Below are 21,071 nucleotides of genomic sequence, written 5' to 3'. Positions count from 1 at the left end.
CGATGCCAAATCGAGGTTCCAGCAGCAAAGAGTCACGCTTTGGGAGGCCGGTTTACATTCTGTGAGACGGCCGCAGCATGTGTGGGACCGGGATTATTCCAGGCGCCGGCGGAAGAGCCAAGCGGCGGCGCTGAGCGTCACCGTGGCGATTAGCGCCAGCGGGATGGTCTGGTTCACCACCTCGCTCAACGGGATATCCTTGAGGAAAACGCCTTTGACGATCACCAGGAAATAGCGCAGCGGATTGACGTAGGTTATCGGCTGCAGCCAGCCCGGCATGTTTTCGATCGGGGTCGCGAAGCCCGAGAGCAGCATGGCAGGGACCATGAACAGAAAGGCGCCGAGGATCGCCTGCTGCTGCGTCATCGACAGGGCGGAGATGAAAAGACCGAGGCCGGCAACAGAACCGAGATAAAAGATCGCGCTGCCGTAAAGCAGGAAGAGCGAGCCGCGCAGCGGCACCTCGAAGAGGAAGACGGCGGCGAGAATATAGACGGTTATGTGAAAGAGGCCGATCATCATCGGCGGGATGAGCTTGCCGATCAGGATCTCGTGCAGGCGCAACGGCGAGACCATCAGCTGATCGAAGGTGCCGAGCTCGCGCTCGCGGGCGATCGACAGCGCCGTGACGATCAGGCCGATGAGGAGCGCGATGCTGGCGATCAGGTTCGGCACCATGAACCATTGATAGGTGAGGTTCGGGTTGAACCAGTTGCGCGGCACGGATGAGACGATACTGGCGCCGGCGCGTTTGCCGGCCGGCGTATCGGCAGCAAGCGCCGCGCCGATCTGCAAGAGGTAGCCCGCAACGATCTGCGAGGCGTTGGAGCGGCGGCCGTCGAGCACCACCTGCAGGTCGGTCGGCGTCCCTGCTTCGATATTGCGGGAGAAATCCGGGCCGATTTCGACCGCGGCGATGACCGTCTGATTGTCGATCGCCACCTGGACCTGCGCCTGTTCGGCGGCGATCTCGATATTGCGGAAGGTCGGCGAGCCATCGATGCGCTCGATCAGCTCCTGGCCCCAATGGCCGCTGTCGCGGTTGAGGATCATGACGTCGACATTGCGCACTTCGAGCGTCGCCGCATAGGAAAAGACGAGGAGCTGGACGATCGGCGGGCCGATCAGGATGGCGCGGCCCTTGGGGTCGCGCAGCACGGCGAGCAATTCCTTGACGATGAGGGCGTAGAGCCTGGTCCATCCCATCTCAGCCGATCCTCTTTCTGGTGCTGCGTGCGGCGAGCACGAACATGACGCCGCCGATCGTCAGCATGACCGAGATTGCTCGACCGAACATTGGCCAGATGTCGCCGGCGAGAAACACCGTCTGCAGGCTGGGGATCAGGTAGCGGGCCGGCACGATGAAGGTGATCCACTGGATGATCTTGGGCATGGAGTTGATTTCGAACAGGAAGCCCGAGAGCAGAAAGGCCGGCAGGAAGGCGGAGATCAGTGCCAGCTGCGAGGCGAGAAACTGGTTCTTGGTTGCCGTCGAGATCAACAGGCCTTGCCCGAGCGCCGGGATCAGGAAGGCGGCCGACAGGGCATAAAGGCCGGCGACGGAGCCGCGGAACGGCACGCCGAAGAGAAAGACCGCAAGCAGTACACAGAGCGTCATCGAGGTGAGGCCGAGTAGAAAATAGGGCAGGATCTTGCCGGCAAGCAGCTCGACGGCCGTCACCGGCGTCGCCATCATTGCTTCCATCGTCCCGCGCTCCCATTCGCGGGCGACGACGAGCGAGGTCAGCAATGTGCCGACCAGTGTCATTACGATGGCGATCGAGCCCGGCACGAGGAAGTTGCGACTGGTCAGCTCCGGATTGAACCAGAAGCGCTGCTCGACCGCGATGGCGGGGCTATGGGAGGCGACGCCCGCCTGTCTCTGCTGTTCCCAGTTGGCAATGGCGCCTTGCGCGTAGTTTTGTACAAAATTCGCCGTGTTCGGATCGGAGCCGTCGACAATCACCTGGACCTCCGGGCGGTTGCCGGCGGTGTTGCGGGTGGTGAAATCGGCCGGAATGACGACGATGCCACGCACCTTTCCGATCACGAGATCTTCCTCGAACAGGCGGCGGTCACGGCCGATCACCACGTCGAAATAGCGCGAGGCGCGGAAGCTGGCCGCGAGGTCCTGGGTCAGCGGCGTCATCTCCTCGGTCACGAGGCCGATGCGGGTGCGCGTTGTATCCAGCGAGACGCCGTAGCCGAAGAGGAAGAGCAGGATCAGCGGCAACACGAAGGCGATGAGGATGCTGCTCGGGTCGCGGATCGCCTGGAAGCTTTCCTTGCGCACCAGAGCTGCAAGACGCCGGAGCCGGCCGGAGGAAATCCTCATGCTGCATCCTCCGCTTCCGATTGCTGCACCAGCGCGATGAAGGCGTCCTCCATCGTCGGGTCCGGCGCATCCTTTGTCGCGACACGTGCCTTCAACTCATCGGGAGAACCGAGCGCGATCGAACGGCCGCGGTAGATCAGCGAAATGCGGTCGCAATATTCCGCCTCGTCCATGAAATGGGTGGTGACGAGCACGGTGACACCCTTTTCGACCAAGCCGTTGATATGCGTCCAGAACTCGCGGCGAGTGATCGGATCGACGCCGGAGGTCGGTTCATCGAGGAAGAGGGCGCGCGGTTCGTGCATGACGGCGCAGGCAAGCGCCAGGCGTTGCTTGAGCCCGAGCGGCAGATCCTTGGCGGGTTCGTGGGCGTGGCGGCCGAAATCGAATATATCGGCCATCAGCTCTATGCGCTCGCGCCTTCGCTGCCCGCGAAGGCCATAGACGCCGGCGAAGAATTCCAGGTTCTGCATGACTGTAAGATCGCCGTAGAGCGAGAATTTCTGCGCCATATAGCCGAGCTGATTGCGTGCTTCGGCAGCGTCGCGGCGAAGATCGAAACCGGCGACGCGGCCTTCGCCGCCGGTCGGTTTCAACAGGCCGCAGAGCATCTTGAAGGTGGTGGACTTGCCGGCGCCGTTTGGCCCAAGCAGGCCGAAGATCTCGCCGCGGCGGATATCGAAGCTGATGTCGTCGGCGGCGGTGAAATCGCCGAAGCGCTTGGTCAGACCCCTGGCCTCGATCACCGGGCGGTCGCCCTCGGCTTTCAGCGGCTCTTGCGCTTCGGCCAGCCGGGAGCGGCCGCCGGGGCCGCCGCCCAGCATATCGACGAAGGCGTCCTCGAAACGCGGTGGGGCAGGGGAAAGCGATGCGCCGTTGCCGGCCTTGCCGATATCGGGCGTCTTGCCACTGGCCGCGACGAGGCGGATCGCCTCGCCCTGGATCACGCCGTCGATGACCCCATCGGCCTGCAGGAGTTCGGCGAGAACCTGCCGGCGGCGGCCGGTGACATCGGAGACCCGGAAGACGCGGTCGCTGACGCGCTCGGTCATTTTATCCGGTTTTCCCGAGAAGAGCAGTTTTCCCTGATTCAAGAGCAGCACGTGGTCGCAGGCTTCGGCCTCGTCGAGATAGGCGGTCGACCAGACCACGCCGATGCCTTCCCTGGTCAGGTTCTCGACCATCTTCCAGAGGTCGCGGCGCGAGATCGGATCGACGCCGACGCCCGGTTCGTCGAGCAGCAGCAGACGCGGCTTTCTTAGAAGCGCGCAGGCAAGGCCGAGCTTCTGTTTCATGCCGCCGGAGAGCTTTCCGGCGAGCCTGCCGGTGAAGCGCTTGAGGTCGGTGAAGGTCAGCAGCTCGTCGAAGGCGCCGGTGCGTTCGCTCCTCGGCAGGCCGCGCAAATCGGCATAGAGGTCGAGGTTTTCCTGCACCGAGAGATCCTCGTAAAGACCGAAGCGCTGCGGCATGTAGCCGATCGCCGTCTGAATGCCGGCGGCGTTCTTTCTGGTGTCGAAGCCCAGAACTTCCATCGTTCCGGTGTCGGGCAGCATCAGGCCGGTCATCAGCCGGATCAGCGTCGTCTTGCCGGCGCCGTCGGGGCCAACGAGGCCGGTGATCGCGCCGCCGCCGATGACGCCGGAGACGGCGTTAAGGGCTGCAGGCGCACCGCCGAAGCGTTTGGTGACGCCGTCGATCCGAACGAGCGGCCTGGCGTCCCGACCGGGTTCGGGGGCAGTCATTGTCCGCCTGCCGGCGGCGCGGACAGCCGCACGGTGACCGGCATGCCCTGCCGCAGGTCGGGGCCGGGTCTGTCGATGACGATCCTCAGGCGATAGACGAGATCCGTCCTCAGTTCAGGCGTTTCCACCGACTTCGGCGTGAATTCGGCGACCGGCGAGATGAAGCCGATGGTGCCTTCATAGGGCTTGTCGGGCGCAGTATCGGAGGCGACGGATACTTTCATGCCGGGGTGGATGCGGCCGAGATCGGGCTCGGCGACATAGCTGCGCACCCAGACCGGCTCTGTCAGGGAGAGCACGAAGACGGTATCGGACGGCGAGACGATCGCGCCGTTCTCCCGCACCCGCGAGAGGATGACGCCGTCGTTCGGAGCACGCAGTTCGGTGTCTGCGAGCGAGGTTCGGGCCGAGGCGAGTGTGGCCTCGGCGGCCTTCAGCTGGGCGTCGGCGGCGGTGATATCCTCGACGCGCGAGCCTTCCTGCAGCAGCTTCAGTGCCTCGCCGGCCGATTGCGAGCGGGCGGCGGCCATCGCCTTTGCGGCGGTCGCCTGGTCGAGGTTCGCTTCGGAAATCGTGCCCTGCGGGCGAAGCTGGCGGGCGCGGTCGTAAGCGAGGTTGGCATTCTGCAGATCCGCCAGGCTTTCGTCGTAGGCAGCTCGCGCCTGGGCGATCTCGGTCGGCCGCGGGCCAGCCTTCAGCTTGTCGAGCGTCGCGCGAAGGGCCGCGGCATTGGCCTCGCCGGAGCGGACGGCGAATTCATAGGGCGCAGCGTCGAGCTTCGCCAGGACCGTGCCGCTCTTGACGACATCGCCCTCGTCGACGCGCAGTTCGGAGAGGCGGCCGCTGACGCGGAAGCCGAGCGAGACCTGACGGATATCGACATTACCGTAAAGAACGAATTCGCGCCGCGCCTCGGGCAGCCAGCCGAACCGCTCGGGCAGGCCGTACCACCAGGCGGCGGCACCTGCCGCAAGGAGCAGAAGGATCGCGATAGGAAGGATGCGTTTCATGCTGCGCCTCCCTTCGGCGGGCCGATGACATCGACCAGTTCGGCAGCAAGGCCACGCAAGATTTCCACCTGTTCCGGGCCGAAGGCGTCCCATTCCATCTGGGCGAGTACGGCAGCATGGGCGAAGCGGAAGATGAGGATGCTGCCGACGAGGTTGAAAGTGCGCAGGCGCACATGTTCGGACGCCGGATCTTCGCCAAGAATGGCGCCGACCAGGCGCCGACCCATTTCGATCATCGGCCTCATGATGCCCCGATAGACCCGCTTGAAAGCCTCTGTCGGTTCCATCTGCTCGCGGATGAGGAAGCGGGCCCAGGGTTCCGATTCCTTGGCGACGAAGAGCGTCACCATGGTCTGGAGAACTTCGGTCAGGAAGAGGCGGGCGTCGGCTTCACCGAGCGGCTCGCCGGCTGCGTCGAGCGCCATCAGATGCGCGCCGATGCGCGCCCTCATGCCGCTGACATGCGCATCGATCCTCATCATCAGATATTCGGCGGTGGCGATGTAGAGGCCTTCCTTGCTGCCGAAATAATAGGCGATCGCCTGCAGGTTGACGGCGGCGGCTTCGGTCAGCTGGCGTGTCGAGGCGCCATCGAAACCGTAGCGCCCGAACACGTCGAGCGCGGCGCTCAGCATCTTCTGGCGCGTGATCTCGGCACGGGCTGAAGCCGGCTGATTTGGATTGTCGCGTTCTCGGATCATGATATTTTATAGCGCCGCTAATGAAATAAGTCAATCGATTGATTACTTCCGCGGCGACCCTTCCGGTCGAGGACGCGAGCTGCGACTTTGGCCTACCCTGGATCAGGATGAATTCCACGCACGCGCTCTAATATGCCAGGTGCCATTCTCAGCGGCTCTGAAAGCATATTGTTTCGCGTTATACGCTCATTTTTTGACACAAAACTGCCTTGCTCTTTCCGTATCGGCAGATCGATGCGTATTCAGATCTATATTATCGCGCTCCTGTTGAGCGCCATTATGTGGTCGATCTCGTTCGATGCGGCGCGAGAATCCTATCACGCCGCCCAAAGTGCGGGATTGATGCCGAACCTGCATATCAACAAGAAGCTGGATCGCATTCTCTAGACTGCGATCAGTGCCCAATCATGGACGACTTGCCGATGCCGCCTTCCAGCCGCCGGCCAAGGCATTTTCGTGCCTATCTGGAGCCCTTCCAAACAGAAAATCAAATTTCCTAAAATTTGATCGATCTGCTTAAAAGCCCTGCAAATACTGACGTGTAGAGTGTTCTCATGAAGGCGGCCGAAGCGTGGACAGACGCGTCGATCGCTTGGAGCCGGGCCAAACAAAAGCCCGCGATCCGAAAACGGGGACTTCGAGATGCAGAAAACTCTTGCCGCCATCACCCTGACTTTGGGCATTGCCGCGGCCGCCGGTCCGGCCTTCGCCATCGGGCCTGCGAGCCTCGCGCGCGACCTGATCTACACTTCCGCCATCGGCCATTCGCCTGAAATTCCTTTGACGACGCGCGCCGGTTTCGTGCGGCCGAGCGTTCCTCTCGTTCTGCGCGGCCCGGCTGCCGTCGAGGGTAGGGGTTCTCAGCTCAAGGCCTATTCGCAGAGCCTGAGCGTTGCCATCGGCTATGTATTCTCGACGGCGGTCGGTGCTGTGGAAGCAGTCACGCTTCTCCGTTAAAGCAACGCGCTTCAGGCATTCAGTTCGCGATGCACGTCGATATACCAGTCGACGAAGGCCTTGACGCCGACCTCCAATGTCGTGTCGGGCTTGTATCCCGTCAGTGCCACGAGCAGATCGGGGGCAGCGAAGGTGCGCGGCACGTCGCCCTTCTGCATCGCCAGCATCTTGCGGATGGCAGGACGGCCGAGCGCTTTTTCCACCGTCTCGACGAAATCCATCAGGCTGACGGGCTGACCGCCGCCGATATTGACGACGCGGAAGGGCGCCTGGCGCGAAAGCGTTTCGATCCCAGCGTCACCGAGCCGATTTTCCTCGCTCGGGGCAATTGCCGACAACCTGACGATCGCTTCGACGAGGTCATCGATATAGGTGAAGTCGCGGCTCATATTGCCTTCGCCGTAGATCTCGATCGGCTGGCCTTCGAGCATGTTCTTGGCGAATTTGAACAGCGCCATATCGGGCCGGCCCCATGGGCCATAAACGGTGAAGAAACGGAAGGCGGTCGTCGGAATCTTATGCAGATGGGCATAGCTGTGCGCCATCAGCTCCATCGATTTCTTCGTCGCGGCATAGATAGTCAGCGGTTCGTCGGCGCGATCGGTCTCGCGGAAGGGGACAGTCGCGTTGGCGCCATAGATCGAGGATGTCGAGGCCAGCATCAGATGGCGAACTTCAACCCGCCGGGCGATTTCCATGATATTCCAGGAGCCTTCGACGTTCGAATGTATATAGGCTTCGGGATTTTCCAGGCTGTAGCGGACTCCAGCTTGCGCGGCGAGATGGATCAGGATGTCAGGCGCGGCCGCGGAGACTGCCGCCTCCAGTGCCGGCCGGTCCTCAAGCATTGAGATGACAGGTCGGAAGGCCGGAAACTGGGAGAGTGCCGCATGACGCATCTCTTTGAGCTTGACATTGTAATAAGGTGTGAGGCCGTCGAAGCCCGTCACCTCATGCCCTTCCTGCAGCAGGCGCCTGGCCAGATGAAAACCGATAAAGCCGGCAGTGCCTGTAATGAAGTAGCGCATTCCCACCTTTTTCTCGGCTCCCTGCCGACGGCAAAAGCCGATTCCGTAAAATGGCACCCACTTACAGGATAAAAAGAGGCCGAGTCGATAGGCGTTTGAAAGATAGCACTTGATGTGAGGCCGCTGTCATCGTCTCCGGACATTATGCTGCATTGCACCATAACAGCTTGCATGTTATGGCGGCGGGTCGTCTTGAGCATGATGCCGAAAAGGTTGAGCGGTTTTCGGGCGACATCCTGTTCAGGCGGAACCAGGGATCGATGAGAAACATAGTTTATTGGATTCTCTCTGCGTTTCTGACCCTGGCCATTGCGGTCGTGTCGCTGCGCTATCTCACGAATTTCTGGCTGCTCTCCTTCATCTACAGTTTTCAGATCCATCTCGGCCTCACATTCGCCGCCGTCAGCCTCGTCATCCTGGCTGTCAAAAGACATGCTTACGGCTTTGCCCTTCTGCTTGTCTCGCTGCTCCTAACGGCGCACGGCGCTATCATGCTACGTGAATTTGCGGAGGACGACAGGGGAACGGGAACAGTGCCGCTTTTCCGGCTGATGTCGTTCAACGTTGCGATCGATAACTGGAAAAATTCGACCGCCATCGCGGATATGGTGATCGCCTCGAATGCCGATGTCGTCAATCTGCTCGAAGCCAAGCCGCTGACGTTCCATCTGCAGCGATTGTTCAAGGTCTATCCGTATCATATCGGCTGCGACAACGGCAAAGACAGCTGCGATACGCTGGTGCTGTCCAAACGCCCGTTCGCGATCCGCCAGGTCGCGAGCATCGGCAGCTTGCGGAAAGACAGGCTGGTCGCAGCGAGCGTCGATTTCGGCGGGCAAACCGTCAATCTCGTATCGGCCCATCTGACCAAACCCTATTTCGACGATTACCAGATAGAAGAGTTGGAAGATCTCAGCAAAGCGCTTGATGCGATCTCAGGTCCGCTGGTGCTGTCCGGCGATTTCAATTCGTCGTCGATCGCCCCCAGCATTCAGGCTCTCCTGCGCAAGCAGAAACTGAAGACCATGGCGCCCGAACCGGCGACATGGCCGATCGCCGCCGGTCGGTTCGGTATCGCCATCGATCACATATTCGCGCGCGCGCCGCTTCATCTGACGTCGTTGAAACGCCTCGACGACAATCTCGGCTCCAACCATTCAGGCCTGATCGCCGAATTCGTCGTCGATAAGAGCGGCGAGACGGCGCCGGCGCGATAAACAGGCAAGATAAGCCGGGCCGAAATCAGAATCTGGTTCGGCCGCCCTTGCGGTCGATCATCTGAAAATTCTTGCCGTCAGTCTTCACGTTGACGCAGTCGGTCGACTTGTCGGGAAACCGGACACAGACCTCGCCATTGTTGATCTTGTAGCCATTCTTGCTGCCCTCGCGATATTCATAGCCGTTGCTGCTTTCTTTCAGCTCCGACGTGCCGGGCAGATGCTGACGGATTTCCGCCTCGCTTGCGGCTCGCATGTTCGCCGTTTGGGCAAAGGCAATTGCCGGCAGCAGGATTGAAAGAAATCCGGCGAGGGCGGGCAGGGTACGCATCAGAGGACATCTCCCGTCAGGTCTGTCGGCTCATTCATTCTACGAGAATCCCGCAAGGGAATTCAACAGGGATGGTGGGCATGCCGGAAGCGCCGGCGGGCAAATCTGGCCCGCCGGCCGGCGCTTGGCTTACGTTCTTCCGAATTCGTCGACGATGCGGATGATATCGTCCTCGCCAAGATAGGAGCCCGTCTGAACTTCGATGAGTTCGAGGACGATCTTGCCGGGGTTGGCGAGACGATGGACTTCCCCGAGTGGGATGTAGACGCTTTCGTTCTCGCGCAGCATCTGCACATTGTCGCCGATCGTCACCTCGGCCGTTCCCTTTACGACGACCCAGTGCTCAGAGCGATGGTGGTGTTTTTGCAGCGAAAGCTTCTTGCCCGGCGTGACGAAGATGCGCTTCACCTGAAAGCGGTCGCCGTTGAAGATGGAGGTATAGCCGCCCCACGGTCGGTACGATGTCGGATGCGTTTCGGCGAATTTTGCCGTCGCCGAGGAGGAGGCCAGCATCTTGACCAACTGCCCGACATTCTGGCTGTCCTTGAGCGGTCCGACATAGACGGCGTCTTCGCTGGCGATGACGGCGACATCCTCCATGCCTTGGACGGCAAGGTGCACACCATGCGTCATGACCAGCGAGTTGCGGGTGTTGACGACGGTCGTGTTGGCAGCGGCGACATTGCCGTTATCGTCGCGTTTGCCCGATTTCCAAACGGCATCCCAGCTTCCCATGTCCGACCACCGAAATGGCGAGGGGACGACCGCGGCCTTCGAGGTCTTTTCCATGATCGCATAATCGATCGATATATCCGGGCTCTTGGCGAAATGGTCGGCATCGAGGCGGGTGAAGTCGAGATCGCGGCTTGCCTTGGAAACAGCCTTGCTTGCAGCCTTCAGCACCTCGGGCGCATATTCCTGCAGCTCGGCAAGAAGTTCCGTCACCGGGAACATGAAGATGCCCGAGTTCCAGTAGAAGCCGCCGTCGGCGAGCATCCGCTGGGCTTCGTCCAATATCGGCTTCTCGACGAAGCGGCTCACCTTGTGAGCGCCATTATCAAGTGCATCGCCGATCTCGATATAGCCATAACCCGTCGCCGGCTCGGTCGGGTTGATGCCGAAGGTGACGAGCCTGCCGTCGGCCGCCGCCTCGCGAGCGATGCGGATACAGTCGAAATAGCTCTTGTCGGCGAGGATTTCATGGTCTGAGGCGAGCATCTGGATGATAGTGCCCTTACCAAAGAGGTCAGCGGCAAGCATCGCGGCGGCAGCGACCGCGGCGGCGGTGTTGCGGGCGACCGGTTCGAGCAAGACGGCGGCGAGCGGGATGGCAAGCTCGCGCGCCTGCTCGGCGACCAGAAAGCGGAACTCCTCATTGGTGACGACGATCGGAGCTTCATAGAGCTCGGCATCGGAAACGCGTTCGAGCGTTTCCTGAAACAGCGTCTTATTGCCGACGAACTGGATGAATTGTTTCGGCGCGGTCGCACGGGAAAGCGGCCAGAGCCGCGTGCCTTTGCCGCCGGCCATGATCACGGGAACGATTTTCTGCGTCATAGGCGGATTCCTTGAGATAGACGACCTTAATGGTTGCATGTCAGCGGGCTGCTGCCCAGCCTCTTATTCTGTTGAGGCCGGCGTGCAGCAGGTCGAGAGCTGCAGGCTCGCTGCCGGCTTCCACGTAGCAGCGCATTTCCGGCGCATTGCCGGATGGGCGGAAATGGATGATCCGGCCGTCCGTCAGCGTCACCCGAAGCCCGTCAATATCGGATTTTGCCGCTACTGCGCCGATCGGCTGCAGGAAAGAACGGAGATTTTCATCCGAGGCGCGCAAGTGTTGCATCAGCGCGGCGCTCGTCTCCACCGGGAAATTCTCCAGACGATCGGCAGCGGCGAAGGGCAGCTTATAGGAGGTCGCAATGGCAGAGAGCGGCTGCCTGCGAGCGGCCGCAAGCGACAGGACTGCGAGCATGGGAATAAAACAATCGCGCGTCGGCAGGGCGCGGACGTTCTGCCCGTTGACATCGAAAGGGCTGGCGGTCAGCAAGCCGCCATTGGCTTCGAAGCCCATGACACGGTCATTGCCAGCGGCCACGGCCTCTTCCATGCCTGTTATGACGAAGGGAGAGCCGACACGGGTGCGCTTGACGGCGAAGGAGCCTGCGGCATCGATGCCGGAATTGGAGGTGACGGGCGTCACCACTGTGAGAGCTCCCAAGAAATTGGCTGCTATAAGGCCGAGGAGGTCGCCGCGCAGCGGCGCACCGGTTTCATCCGCGACAAGGGGGCGGTCGCCGTCGCCATCGGTCGAAACGATCGCATCGAGCTGGTGCTCGGACACCCAACGTTTCATCAGCGTGATCGTCTCGTCGGACACGGCTTCGGTGTCGACGGGAATGAAACTCTCCGAGCGTCCGAGAGCGATGATCTCGGCACCGTAATGGGTGAGAACGTCGACCATCAGGTCGCGCGCGACGGTGCTGTGCTGATAGATGCCGATCTTCAAGCCCGACAGCGCGCCTTTTGGAAGCAGCATGGCATTGCGTTCGAAAAAGAGCTGGCGGCAGATCGCTTCATGCTCTTCCATCTTGGCCGGTCCCACGACCGGCGCTTGGCCGCTCCGCTCGATTTCGGCTGCCTCGGCAGTAATGGCTGCCTCGTCCGATTTGTCGATTTCGCCGTCCGGGCGATAAAATTTGATGCCGTTGCGGTCCGCCGGGATGTGCGAGCCCGTAACCATCAGGCACGCAGCCTTGCGTTCGAGGCCATAAAGGGCAAGGGCCGGTGTCGGCACATTGCCGCAATCGAAGATCCGGAAGCCGAGCGCTGTCAGCGCGCCTGCGCAATTCGCCGAGATCTCAGGGCTTGAATCGCGAAAGTCGCGGCCGATCAGAATAACGTCGCCCGCTTGCGCCCTGCCGGTCCGCAGCAGATATTTGCCGAACGCGGCAGCGTAAAGGGCGGAAGCGCGTCCCTTGAGATCTACTGAAAGTCCGCGAAGGCCGCTCGTGCCGAATTTCATGTGAAGACATGCCCCCGATTGTCACAATAGGTTCTACTCACCCCGCCAGTCGGCGTAAATACCGAAGCAGGCATAATAGTAAACACCGACGATGACGTCTCGAACAAGCTCTGCAGCCCGCTGCCGACTTTCGATGGGCTGAAGCCGCCGCGAGAGCGCAGGCATTGCGACATCAGCCTATTTTGTTAGAACCGTATGTCCATTGTTTCGTCCTATGCCGAAGGGTTCCTGATGAGCGATATATCCGTCAGTCTCGATGAGAGCTGGAAGGCCGCGCTGGCAGGGGAGTTTTCAAGCCCCTATATGCAACAACTCAAATCCTTCCTCGTTGCGCAGAAACAAGTGGGCAAGCGGATCTTCCCGAAGGGCAGCGAATATTTCCGCGCTCTTGATCTGACGCCGATTGCCAACGTCAAGGCCGTCATCCTCGGACAGGATCCCTATCACGGACTTGGGCAGGCTCATGGACTATGCTTCAGCGTCCGACCCGGCGTGCGCATACCGCCCTCGCTCGTCAATATCTACAAGGAGATGGAGACGGATCTCGGCATAACGCCAGCGCGCCATGGCTTTCTCGAACATTGGGCAAGGCAGGGCGTGCTCCTGCTGAACAGCGTGCTGACAGTCGAGGAGGGCCAAGCGGCGGCCCATCAGGGCAAGGGGTGGGAGCGCTTCACCGATGCCATTATCGGCAAAGTCAATGACGAATGCGAATCCGTCGTCTTCATGCTCTGGGGCTCCTATGCCCAGCGCAAGGCCGCCTTTGTCGATACGGCGCGGCATCTGGTGCTCAAGGCGCCGCATCCCTCGCCGCTTTCGGCCCATAACGGCTTCTTTGGCTGCAAACATTTTTCCAAGGCGAATGCCTTCCTCCAGTCCCGCGGGCGGGCGCCGGTCGACTGGCAATTGCCGGCAGATCCTCACGGCGCCTGAAGTGAACGCGCCCCGATCTTCGTTCACTAATAATAGACAATGCGTTTTGGTCTCGGGGTCTGTTCCGGAGGCCGGGTGAGGCGCATTTATGATCCATCAAAAGCCCGCGAACGGCGGGCAAGAAAGGGGTCTCACATGCTCGATCAGATCAAGGGTCTGCACCACGTCACGTCGATGGCGGAGGACGCCCGCACCAATAACCAGTTTTTCACCCATGCGCTCGGCCTGCGTCGCGTCAAGAAGACTGTCAATTTCGACGCGCCTGATGTCTACCACCTCTACTACGGTGATGAGACCGGTGCGCCCGGCACGATCATGACCTATTTCCCGTTCCCGAAGATGGCGCAGGGCCGGCCCGGGACCGGGGAGGTCGGCACCACGGTATTTTCTGTCCCGCAAGACTCGCTCGGCTTCTGGAGCGACCGCTTGGCCACGCTTGGTCTCGGCGGCCTGAAGGCTGAGGAAAGCTTCGGCGAAAAGCGTCTGAACTTCTCCGGGCCGGATGGCGACGGCTTCGCGCTCGTCGAGGTCAAGGACGATGACCGCGAGCCGTGGACGCATGGCGGCATCGGCGAGGATCACGCTATTCGCGGCTTTCACTCCGTTGCCTTGCGGCTGAGGGATGAAGGCGCCACCGCCGAACTGCTGAAGTTCATGGGCTACGAAGTCGCCGAGGAAAGGGACGGGGTCAAACGGCTGATCAGGCCCGGCGGCAACGGCGCGCACCTCATCGACCTTGAAACCATGCCGAACATTGCCCGCGCGCTTCCCGGCGCCGGCTCCGTCCACCATGTCGCCTTTGCCGTCGAAAATCGCGAAAAGCAGCTCGAAGTGCGCAAGGCGCTGATGGATACGGGCTATCAGGTCACGCCGGTGATCGACCGGGATTATTTCTGGGCGATCTATTTCCGCACGCCGGGCGGTGTTTTGTTCGAGGTCGCGACCAACGAGCCCGGCTTCGACCGTGACGAGGACACGGCTCATCTCGGCGAAGCGCTGAAGCTGCCGCAGCAGCACGCTCATCTTCGCGCCTTGCTCGAGCAGCATCTGCAGCCACTCGAAGCGTAGGAGGGCGATATGACCAAAACCGGATATGTGCACCGGCTGCATGCCGGTGCACCTGACAAACCTATTCTGCTCGTGCTGCACGGCACCGGCGGCGACGAAAACCAATTCTTCGATTTCGGCCGACGGCTGTTGCCCGAAGCAACGATTCTTTCGCCGCGCGGCGATGTTTCCGAATATGGCGCGGCGCGGTTTTTCCGCCGCACCGGGGAAGGGGTCTACGACATGTCCGACCTCTCACGTGCGACGGAGAAGATGGCGGCCTACGTCAAGGCGTTTGCCGATGAATACCGCGCTTCCCAGATTCTCGGCCTGGGTTTTTCGAACGGCGCAAATATTCTGGCCAATGTGCTGATCGAAAAGGGCATCTTCGACGCGGCGGTTTTGATGCATCCGCTCATTCCGTTTCAGCCCGAGGCCCGGTCGACGCTCGCGGGAAGAAAGGTGCTGGTGACAGCCGGGCAGCGGGATCCCATCGCTCCGGTCGCGATGACCCAGGCACTGTCTGCGCACCTGGAGGGGCGGGGCGCGGAGGTCAGGACGGTCTGGCATGCCGGTGGGCACGAGATCGCGCCATCGGAGATCAATGCGGTTGGCGACTTCCTCGGCGGCTATTGATCTGTGCCAGCACAGTGGCCAAGACATTGAGCGGGACCGGCGAATGCCGGCCCCGCATCGTTGCTGAAACGACGATCATGTCGTCGTTGATCGACAAATTATCTAAAGCGCGCCGCGATCTTTCAGATCCGCTCCTTGCGCATGTCGTTGCCGCGACATGCTTAGGGGCGATGAGGATATTTGCCTCTTATTGCCTTCATGTAAAAATTCCCCGGTGATTCTGCCATCGTCAAACCGACGACGACGCCTTTGGGAACACCTTCATATTCTCGTCTCTGGCCGTTGGTCAGATAGACCCGTAGATGCCGGCTGTCTTCGTCGTAGCTGATCGCCTCGATAAGTTTCGAATCAACCGCAGTTTCCACTTTGCACCCCGCAGTTTTGGATCTGAGATTCCTGATCAAGAATTGTCATTCACGCTCGCAGCGCACCATATTTAAGCGGCGTCGCAGGGTCGTCAAGCGTGATCTGCTTTAACGTTCATTTTTTCCCAACGCCTCTCGCTGTAGTTGATTTATACAGCTTTTTCGGGGGCTTCGCCTGTGGAAAGCCGGCGGTTTCGAGTTTTCCCAGCTTTGGAAATGTTGGATGACACAGCTGAAGGTGAAAGAATCGATCCAATAGACATAAGCTTAACCGGCAGTTAACCATCATGTACTAAAATACAACCTAATATTAATCGCGATGTCTTCTCAACTATGGATAAGTACAGAACGCCGTTCTCCGCGGCAGCCGTTTTGCTATCGCTGGCGAGCTGCGGCGCTTCGCACCCAGGTGAAGATCACGCCGGAGACCCTTGCGCTTTCAATCGGGAGCGACAAGGATGGCCAATCCTCATCGCTTGATGTGTTGGGCGCGCAGCGTTCTGTCGCGGCCGCCCAGGCGAGCCTGGTGCAGGCGGTTCAGCAAACGGTGAAGGATCATGTCGTTCTGAATATGGCAACAGGTTGCGGCTACATTGTCGACGCCGCGATCAGGCCAACTTCTTATGAACACTGTGATTCGTGCCGTTGCAGCGATAGATGGGAAATCGATCAACCCGCCACGCGGCCGGGTCTCATAAATGGGTTACATGTCTAATTATCTAGGACGGTGGCGACAACAGATACCGACATTGGCCGGCAACCGTAAGCAGCGCGCTCGGCTGAGCTTTGCCGAAGGCGACTTCGCTGCGGTCTACGCGATGAGCGATGTTCACGGATGTTACGACGAGCTCGTCGAGGTGCATCGCCGCATCGAGGAGGACGCAGCAGGCGTTCAGGGACCGAAACTCATCGTCATGCTCGGCGATTATGTCGATCGTGGACCCGATTCGAGCGCAGTTCTGGAGTTCCTGAGCAAGAACCCGCCGCCAGGGTTTCAGCGCTTGGTTCTTTGCGGCAATCACGATGCCGAGCTGGTGAAGCTCTATCGCAAACCGGCGGGCATTCTCGAATGGCTGGGTTTCGCCGGGACGGAGACGCTGCACTCCTACGGCATCGATATCGAGCATCTCCTGCAGTCGGCGGCGGGAAACGAAACGATCGCCCGCGTCATTCGCAATATGATACCCGAGCGGCATATCCAGTTCCTGGAATCGCTGCCGATCATGCTGCGGATAGGCAGGGTGGTGTTTGTGCATGCAGGCGTCAGACCCGGCGTCGATCTCAAGAAACAAAAAGACAGCGACCTCATGTGGATCCGGCAGCCCTTCCTGGACGAGGGGCCGCAGCTTCCTGTTCTCGTGATCCACGGACATACTCCGGGGCGAGCCCCGACATTCGGTCCGCAACGCATCGGCATCGACACCGCGGTTTCGGCGACGGGCCGGCTGACCGTACTGACGATCAAGGGGACGCGGGTAGGGCTGCTTTAGAGCCTTCGGATGCAAAAAGGACGCGCTGCCCTATGAAACTCCGCGTCGTGCTTTCCGAAAATCGACTCCGGCCTTCAAGCCGATGCGCTGGGCGAAGAGAGCGTGGCGCATGCTCCAAAGATAAACGCCGCGGGATTGTGCCCGCGGCGTCAGAAGATTCACAGAGTTGCCAGGCGCTGTCAGGCGTCCTGATAAAGATTGGTGCCGATACCGGTATAGGTAAAGCCGTGCTTGCGGATCTCGTCGCTGCGGTAGATGTTACGCAGATCGACCAGGACCGGAGCGCGCATCGACTGCTTCAGGCGATTGAAATCGAGGGCGCGGAACTGGTTCCATTCGGTGACGATGACGAGGGCATCGGCGTGGGCAGCGGCTTCGTAAGGACCGTTCGCATATTCGATGTTCTCGATGACCTTGCGGGCATTGTCCATACCCTCGGGATCATAGCCAACGACCTGGGCGCCGGCGTCCTGCAGCGTCTGGATAATAGCGATGGCCGGGCTGTCGCGCATGTCGTCGGTGTTCGGCTTGAAGGTCAGTCCGAGGATGGCGACTTTCTTGCCGCGAATGTCTCCGCCGACGGCCGAAATGACCTTGCGGCCCATCGCCCGCTTGCGGTTGTCGTTGATCGAGATCGTCGTTTCGATCAGACGGACCGGTGCGTCATAATCCTGCGCCGTCTTGGCAAGGGCAAGCGTATCCTTGGGGAAGCACGAACCGCCGTACCCCGGACCGGCGTGCAGGAACTTGGAGCCGATACGGCCGTCGAGGCCGATGCCGCGCGAAACGTCCTGGACGTTTGCGTCGACCCTTTCGCAGAGATCGGCGATCTCGTTGATGAAGGTGATCTTCATGGCCAGGAAGGCGTTGGCCGCATATTTGATGAGCTCGGAGGTGCGGCGGCTCGTGAAGACCAGGGGAGCCTGGTTGAGGTAGAGCGGACGATAGACTTCGGTCATCGTCTCGCGTGCCCGGTCGTCATTCAGTCCGACGACGATCCGATCAGGACGCTTGAAATCCTCGATCGCCGCGCCCTCGCGCAGGAATTCGGGATTGGAGACGACGGCGACGTCAGCCGAAGGATTGGTTTCCCGCACGATGCGCTCAACCTCATCGCCGGTGCCGACCGGCACCGTCGACTTGGTGACGATGACGGTGAAGCCTTCCACATAGGTGGCAATCTCGCGCGCAGCGGCATAGACGTAGGAGAGATCGGCATGGCCGTCGCCGCGACGGGACGGCGTGCCGACCGCGATGAACACGACGTCGGCGCCACGAACGCTTTCGCCGACATCCGTCGAAAACGACAGGCGGCCGGTGCTGGTGTTTTCAGCAACCAATTGATCGAGACCCGGCTCGTAGATCGGAATACGGCCCTCGCGAAGGGCCTCGATCTTGCTCAGATCCTTGTCGACGCAGATGACGTCGTGGCCGAAATCCGCAAAGCAAACGCCTGAAACGAGGCCGACATAGCCTGATCCAATCATCGTGATGCGCATATTTCCCTCAAATCATTAGAGTAGAACGTCATGCTGCGTCGCAGCATGACGCTCGTCATACTGAATCTGGGCCAAAAGACAATATCGAAGATCGCTTAATACCCACATCGGAAGTCGCATTGAGGGTGCCGCTATTTGCTGCCGGGCACCCGCTCGACAGCAAAAACATAGGTTTATGTGGGCAATATGACAAGTCGAGCCGTTCGTGAGAGCCGGCTCGGCTTCAATCCTGGAATGAGACGGATTGCTCTATCGGCTGCTTCGGCTGCTACAGCCGGTACCAGACGTACGGGTCCGTTCCCGATTGGATCTTGTCCCAGCGCAGATCTGTATCGCGCCAGTTCTTGATGCTGCTTTGCCTGTTGTCGAGCACCAGGTCGCCCTTGTCGGTTCTGACCACGAGGACGGCGTGCCCTTCGCCGGAGGGTGTATAGGCCGTTGCGATCCGCAAGGCGCGCGATGACCAGCCCATCGCGATCAGCCGGCTGCGCTTGGTCAATGCAAAATCTTCGCAGTCGCCGCTGCGCACATTCACCGTCCAGACATCGCCATTCAGTTCGTTGCGGGAATCGTTGCGGCCGATCATAGTATGATTGACGGTGTTGTTCACATTCTTCAGCTGCAGCATTTCCTTGTCCGTCAGTGCGATGACCGACGGTCCGTTGTTGTCGCGGCATTCGGCAGGGTTCTGGGCGCAGAACAGCACCTGGGCGAAGGGCGGAACGATCTTTCCTTTTTCGGCGATATAGCTGACCTCCGAATCGCTGGTCAGGCCGCGGGCGAAACCTGCGGGGCCGGCCGCGAATGCAGAGCAGGCATTCCCCGCTGTAAATGCCAGTGCCAGAAGTGTAACGAAGGTTTTCTTCATCTCTTAATCCCCGTCAGGGCAAGCGATTGAGATCAGGCTTGCCTTTTGGCTCAGTCAATGGCATGGCGACTTAGTGATCTGCCAAGTATTGGGCACAGAACGTCTGTCCCGTTTCTGCTGCTTGAAGGAGCATAAGCGGGGTCCTGTCTCGATTGGCTTAAGCCATTCGCGACAATTTTAACGATGTGGAATTCTGTTGCACTTTAACACGCAAGCGCTTGATCTGCAACTTATGTTAGTACGAGTATATTAACCGTAATGGTTGTGATTGCCTCGTTTTGGCTGCTGGTGAGTGAAGTCAAATGTTATCCAGCCTCATCAACAGGCAGGTCTTGCGGGAGGCGATTCTCGTTGCCTTCATCGGCCTGGTGATATTGACGCTCATTCCCTTTGGAAGTGTCACACCTTTGCCCTTCGCCTTCGCCGCAATCGGAATGTTTGCTCTCGCCATCGTTTCGGTATTGCTGTTTGCGGAGCCAAGACAAAGCAGGTGGGTGTTCAAGATCGCCTTGCTTTTGCTCGTCGTGCTGGCGAGCTGGACATTTATTCAAACGATCGAACTGCCGGCCAATTGGCTGGCAAACCCCGCCTGGGGCGCTGCGCGCGATCTGGCGGGCGTCCAATATGCGGCGATCTCCGTCGAACCGGCGGACACGCTTGCCTCGATACTCTGGGTGGCCCTGCCTTTCGTGACCTTTCTGACCGGACTTATCTTGTGCGATACCGATCAACGAGCGCGGAAAGTGCTGACCAGCCTGGGGCTCGCGGCGGGGGGCATCGCCGTTTTCGGCCTGCTGCAATTTTCGATGTTTCCCAACATCCTGATCGTCATAGAAAAACACGCCTACCTCGACAGCCTGACAGCCGTCTTCGTCAACCGCAATACCGCTGCGACCTTCCTCGGGCTGGGAACGTTGCTCATGCTGACGCTGGTCAGGGACATTGCCCGTTCCTATTCAATTCACCCGCCCGGCGAGCCAGGCCGAAACCTTCTGCTCTTGAGAACGTGGATCTATGTTCTGCTCCTGTGCGCATGTTTCACCGCTTTGATGCTGAGCCGATCACGCGCCGGAATATTCGCGACCTTTATTGCCGCGCTCATCTATTTTCCCTGGCTTGTCATCAATTGGAACAGCTCGAGGCGATATTTAACACCGGCGCCGAAATGGCGCTCGGTATTGAAGCTTCTCTCGGCGGTCATTTTCATCGTCCTGTTGCTGAGCATGTTTGCAGGGCAGGCGATTTTGCGCGCGCAGGAGCGGCGGCTCGAGGATGATGATCGTTTCTGTATTCTGCCGGGCATATGGCGTGCCATTTCGGATCATTGGTTAACCGGAACGGGCCTTGGAACCTTCCGCACCGTGTTTTCTGCCTACCGCGATCCAGCCTGCGGCATCTTCGGGATCTTTGACCGCGCACATAATTTCTATCTGGAAGGATTTCTGGGGCTGGGGGTTACGTTTCCGGTTGCGACGTTTCTTACTTTCGCAGTGCTTGCGAAGGTTTTCTGGCGCGGGCTCTCCGAGCGGCGGCGCCTGAGGCACTATGTTCTGCTCGGAATAGCGGCGACGGTTCTGGTCGCCCTTCATGCCGCGGTCGATTTTTCGCTGCAAATCCCTGGTTTCGCGGTATTTTTCTCCGCATTCCTGAGCGCCGTCGTTGCGATCAGCCTCGGCCGCAGTCACGGCGAAACGGATCGCCAATATGTGTGACCGGTCAGCACACAAAGGTTTAAATGAATGGAGTTTATGAAGGTTTTTCGAAAATACCGATTGATTGAGGGCTGCGGGTTGACTCTTAAACGCAAGAAATTTTATAGCGGACGCAGCCTTTAGATTATTGCCGGCGTCAGAGAGCCGGGCTGAGGCCGTTCGTTTGCTGAAGTGCTCG

20 protein-coding genes are annotated in these 21,071 nt (G+C 60.0%); 8 read left to right on the top strand and 12 right to left on the bottom strand.

Going from position 1 to position 21,071, the window contains the following annotated elements; genetic code table 11:
- Positions 1-93: 93 nt before the first annotated feature.
- Genes AMK02_RS16445 through AMK02_RS16425 form a run of 5 tightly spaced genes read right to left on the bottom strand, consistent with a single transcriptional unit; the run spans position 94 to position 5,788 of the window.
- On the bottom strand, positions 94-1,206 hold the full coding sequence (locus AMK02_RS16445) for an ABC transporter permease (RefSeq protein WP_064804448.1): 1,113 nt from the start codon (positions 1,204-1,206) through the stop codon (positions 94-96).
- Position 1,207: 1 nt separating this feature from the next.
- Positions 1,208-2,335 (bottom strand): ABC transporter permease, encoded by a 1,128-nt coding sequence (locus AMK02_RS16440; protein ID WP_064804446.1) that lies wholly within the window; start codon positions 2,333-2,335, stop codon positions 1,208-1,210.
- A complete protein-coding gene (locus AMK02_RS16435) occupies positions 2,332-4,077 on the bottom strand; it encodes an ATP-binding cassette domain-containing protein (protein ID WP_064804444.1) in 1,746 nt (581 codons plus the stop codon). Before AMK02_RS16435 ends, AMK02_RS16440 begins: the two co-directional genes overlap by 4 nt.
- Positions 4,074-5,087 (bottom strand): secretion protein HlyD, encoded by a 1,014-nt coding sequence (gene hlyD, locus AMK02_RS16430; protein ID WP_064804443.1) that lies wholly within the window; start codon positions 5,085-5,087, stop codon positions 4,074-4,076. The genes AMK02_RS16435 and hlyD overlap by 4 nt, the downstream gene beginning before the upstream one ends.
- The gene (locus AMK02_RS16425; RefSeq protein ID WP_064804441.1) at positions 5,084-5,788 is read right to left on the bottom strand and encodes a CerR family C-terminal domain-containing protein; all 705 of its coding nucleotides are present in this window, start codon (positions 5,786-5,788) and stop codon (positions 5,084-5,086) included. The genes hlyD and AMK02_RS16425 overlap by 4 nt, the downstream gene beginning before the upstream one ends.
- Before the next feature lie 234 nt (positions 5,789-6,022).
- Here AMK02_RS16425 and AMK02_RS31765 point away from each other — a divergent pair, with 234 nt between their 5' ends.
- Complete coding sequence (locus AMK02_RS31765) at positions 6,023-6,175, top strand: hypothetical protein (protein WP_009988813.1); 153 nt, start codon at positions 6,023-6,025, stop codon at positions 6,173-6,175.
- A 255-nt stretch (positions 6,176-6,430) separates the two neighbouring features.
- Positions 6,431-6,745 (top strand): hypothetical protein, encoded by a 315-nt coding sequence (locus tag AMK02_RS16420; RefSeq protein WP_064804439.1) that lies wholly within the window; start codon positions 6,431-6,433, stop codon positions 6,743-6,745.
- 11 nt (positions 6,746-6,756) lie between these two features.
- Here AMK02_RS16420 and AMK02_RS16415 read toward each other — a convergent pair whose 3' ends face one another.
- A complete protein-coding gene (locus AMK02_RS16415) occupies positions 6,757-7,773 on the bottom strand; it encodes an NAD-dependent epimerase/dehydratase family protein (RefSeq protein WP_064804437.1) in 1,017 nt (338 codons plus the stop codon).
- Between the two features lie 260 nt (positions 7,774-8,033).
- On the opposite strand from AMK02_RS16415, the gene AMK02_RS16410 reads away from it, so the two are divergent.
- The gene (locus tag AMK02_RS16410) at positions 8,034-8,990 is read left to right on the top strand and encodes an endonuclease/exonuclease/phosphatase family protein (protein WP_064806286.1); all 957 of its coding nucleotides are present in this window, start codon (positions 8,034-8,036) and stop codon (positions 8,988-8,990) included.
- Positions 8,991-9,015: 25 nt separating this feature from the next.
- Here AMK02_RS16410 and AMK02_RS16405 read toward each other — a convergent pair whose 3' ends face one another.
- The 3 genes from AMK02_RS16405 to AMK02_RS16395 form a co-directional block, all read right to left on the bottom strand.
- Positions 9,016-9,321, bottom strand: a complete 306-nt coding sequence (locus AMK02_RS16405) for a hypothetical protein (protein WP_064804435.1) — start codon at positions 9,319-9,321, stop codon at positions 9,016-9,018.
- A gap of 129 nt (positions 9,322-9,450) precedes the next feature.
- Positions 9,451-10,878 (bottom strand): mannose-1-phosphate guanylyltransferase/mannose-6-phosphate isomerase, encoded by a 1,428-nt coding sequence (locus tag AMK02_RS16400; RefSeq protein ID WP_064804433.1) that lies wholly within the window; start codon positions 10,876-10,878, stop codon positions 9,451-9,453.
- 40 nt (positions 10,879-10,918) lie between these two features.
- Positions 10,919-12,343: a phosphomannomutase gene (locus AMK02_RS16395; protein WP_064804432.1), complete on the bottom strand. Its 1,425-nt coding sequence runs from the start codon at positions 12,341-12,343 to the stop codon at positions 10,919-10,921.
- Positions 12,344-12,574: 231 nt separating this feature from the next.
- Here AMK02_RS16395 and ung point away from each other — a divergent pair, with 231 nt between their 5' ends.
- From ung to AMK02_RS16380, 3 genes are all read left to right on the top strand, one after another.
- Positions 12,575-13,276, top strand: a complete 702-nt coding sequence (gene ung, locus AMK02_RS16390) for a uracil-DNA glycosylase (RefSeq protein ID WP_064806284.1) — start codon at positions 12,575-12,577, stop codon at positions 13,274-13,276.
- 135 nt (positions 13,277-13,411) lie between these two features.
- A complete protein-coding gene (locus tag AMK02_RS16385; RefSeq protein WP_064804431.1) occupies positions 13,412-14,344 on the top strand; it encodes a VOC family protein in 933 nt (310 codons plus the stop codon).
- 9 nt (positions 14,345-14,353) lie between these two features.
- Positions 14,354-14,959: an alpha/beta hydrolase gene (locus tag AMK02_RS16380; RefSeq protein ID WP_064804429.1), complete on the top strand. Its 606-nt coding sequence runs from the start codon at positions 14,354-14,356 to the stop codon at positions 14,957-14,959.
- A gap of 161 nt (positions 14,960-15,120) precedes the next feature.
- On the opposite strand, the gene AMK02_RS16375 is transcribed toward AMK02_RS16380, so the two are convergent.
- Positions 15,121-15,363 (bottom strand): KTSC domain-containing protein, encoded by a 243-nt coding sequence (locus AMK02_RS16375; RefSeq protein ID WP_064804427.1) that lies wholly within the window; start codon positions 15,361-15,363, stop codon positions 15,121-15,123.
- 659 nt (positions 15,364-16,022) lie between these two features.
- On the opposite strand from AMK02_RS16375, the gene AMK02_RS16370 reads away from it, so the two are divergent.
- The gene (locus tag AMK02_RS16370; protein WP_064804425.1) at positions 16,023-16,814 is read left to right on the top strand and encodes a metallophosphoesterase family protein; all 792 of its coding nucleotides are present in this window, start codon (positions 16,023-16,025) and stop codon (positions 16,812-16,814) included.
- A gap of 179 nt (positions 16,815-16,993) precedes the next feature.
- On the opposite strand, the gene AMK02_RS16365 is transcribed toward AMK02_RS16370, so the two are convergent.
- Both AMK02_RS16365 and AMK02_RS16360 read right to left on the bottom strand, forming a co-directional pair.
- On the bottom strand, positions 16,994-18,313 hold the full coding sequence (locus AMK02_RS16365; RefSeq protein WP_064804423.1) for a UDP-glucose dehydrogenase family protein: 1,320 nt from the start codon (positions 18,311-18,313) through the stop codon (positions 16,994-16,996).
- Positions 18,314-18,581: 268 nt separating this feature from the next.
- Entirely contained in the window at positions 18,582-19,181 is a 600-nt protein-coding gene (locus tag AMK02_RS16360; RefSeq protein ID WP_064804421.1) for a transglutaminase-like cysteine peptidase, read from the bottom strand.
- Positions 19,182-19,483: 302 nt separating this feature from the next.
- Between AMK02_RS16360 and AMK02_RS16355 the strand changes: the two genes are divergently transcribed.
- Positions 19,484-20,893 (top strand): O-antigen ligase family protein, encoded by a 1,410-nt coding sequence (locus AMK02_RS16355; protein WP_064804419.1) that lies wholly within the window; start codon positions 19,484-19,486, stop codon positions 20,891-20,893.
- Positions 20,894-21,071: the final 178 nt, after the last annotated feature.

It is taken from the genome of Rhizobium sp. N731, from assembly GCF_001664145.1.
Classification (GTDB): domain Bacteria; phylum Pseudomonadota; class Alphaproteobacteria; order Rhizobiales; family Rhizobiaceae; genus Rhizobium; species Rhizobium esperanzae.
This window is presented reverse-complemented; position numbering and strand designations above follow the sequence as displayed.

Coding starts and splice junctions, on each gene's coding strand:
- AMK02_RS16395 (WP_064804432.1), bottom strand. CDS start 12,343: ATGAAATTCGGCACGAGCGGCCTTCGCGGACTTTCAGTAGATCTCAAG.
- AMK02_RS16370 (WP_064804425.1), top strand. CDS start 16,023: ATGGGTTACATGTCTAATTATCTAGGACGGTGGCGACAACAGATACCG.
- AMK02_RS16385 (WP_064804431.1), top strand. CDS start 13,412: ATGCTCGATCAGATCAAGGGTCTGCACCACGTCACGTCGATGGCGGAG.
- AMK02_RS16415 (WP_064804437.1), bottom strand. CDS start 7,773: ATGCGCTACTTCATTACAGGCACTGCCGGCTTTATCGGTTTTCATCTG.
- AMK02_RS16420 (WP_064804439.1), top strand. CDS start 6,431: ATGCAGAAAACTCTTGCCGCCATCACCCTGACTTTGGGCATTGCCGCG.
- AMK02_RS16365 (WP_064804423.1), bottom strand. CDS start 18,313: ATGCGCATCACGATGATTGGATCAGGCTATGTCGGCCTCGTTTCAGGC.
- AMK02_RS16355 (WP_064804419.1), top strand. CDS start 19,484: ATGTTATCCAGCCTCATCAACAGGCAGGTCTTGCGGGAGGCGATTCTC.
- AMK02_RS16440 (WP_064804446.1), bottom strand. CDS start 2,335: ATGAGGATTTCCTCCGGCCGGCTCCGGCGTCTTGCAGCTCTGGTGCGC.
- AMK02_RS16400 (WP_064804433.1), bottom strand. CDS start 10,878: ATGACGCAGAAAATCGTTCCCGTGATCATGGCCGGCGGCAAAGGCACG.
- AMK02_RS16410 (WP_064806286.1), top strand. CDS start 8,034: ATGAGAAACATAGTTTATTGGATTCTCTCTGCGTTTCTGACCCTGGCC.
- ung (WP_064806284.1), top strand. CDS start 12,575: ATGAGCGATATATCCGTCAGTCTCGATGAGAGCTGGAAGGCCGCGCTG.
- hlyD (WP_064804443.1), bottom strand. CDS start 5,087: ATGAAACGCATCCTTCCTATCGCGATCCTTCTGCTCCTTGCGGCAGGT.
- AMK02_RS16425 (WP_064804441.1), bottom strand. CDS start 5,788: ATGATCCGAGAACGCGACAATCCAAATCAGCCGGCTTCAGCCCGTGCC.
- AMK02_RS16445 (WP_064804448.1), bottom strand. CDS start 1,206: ATGGGATGGACCAGGCTCTACGCCCTCATCGTCAAGGAATTGCTCGCC.
- AMK02_RS31765 (WP_009988813.1), top strand. CDS start 6,023: ATGCGTATTCAGATCTATATTATCGCGCTCCTGTTGAGCGCCATTATG.
- AMK02_RS16360 (WP_064804421.1), bottom strand. CDS start 19,181: ATGAAGAAAACCTTCGTTACACTTCTGGCACTGGCATTTACAGCGGGG.
- AMK02_RS16405 (WP_064804435.1), bottom strand. CDS start 9,321: ATGCGTACCCTGCCCGCCCTCGCCGGATTTCTTTCAATCCTGCTGCCG.
- AMK02_RS16435 (WP_064804444.1), bottom strand. CDS start 4,077: ATGACTGCCCCCGAACCCGGTCGGGACGCCAGGCCGCTCGTTCGGATC.
- AMK02_RS16380 (WP_064804429.1), top strand. CDS start 14,354: ATGACCAAAACCGGATATGTGCACCGGCTGCATGCCGGTGCACCTGAC.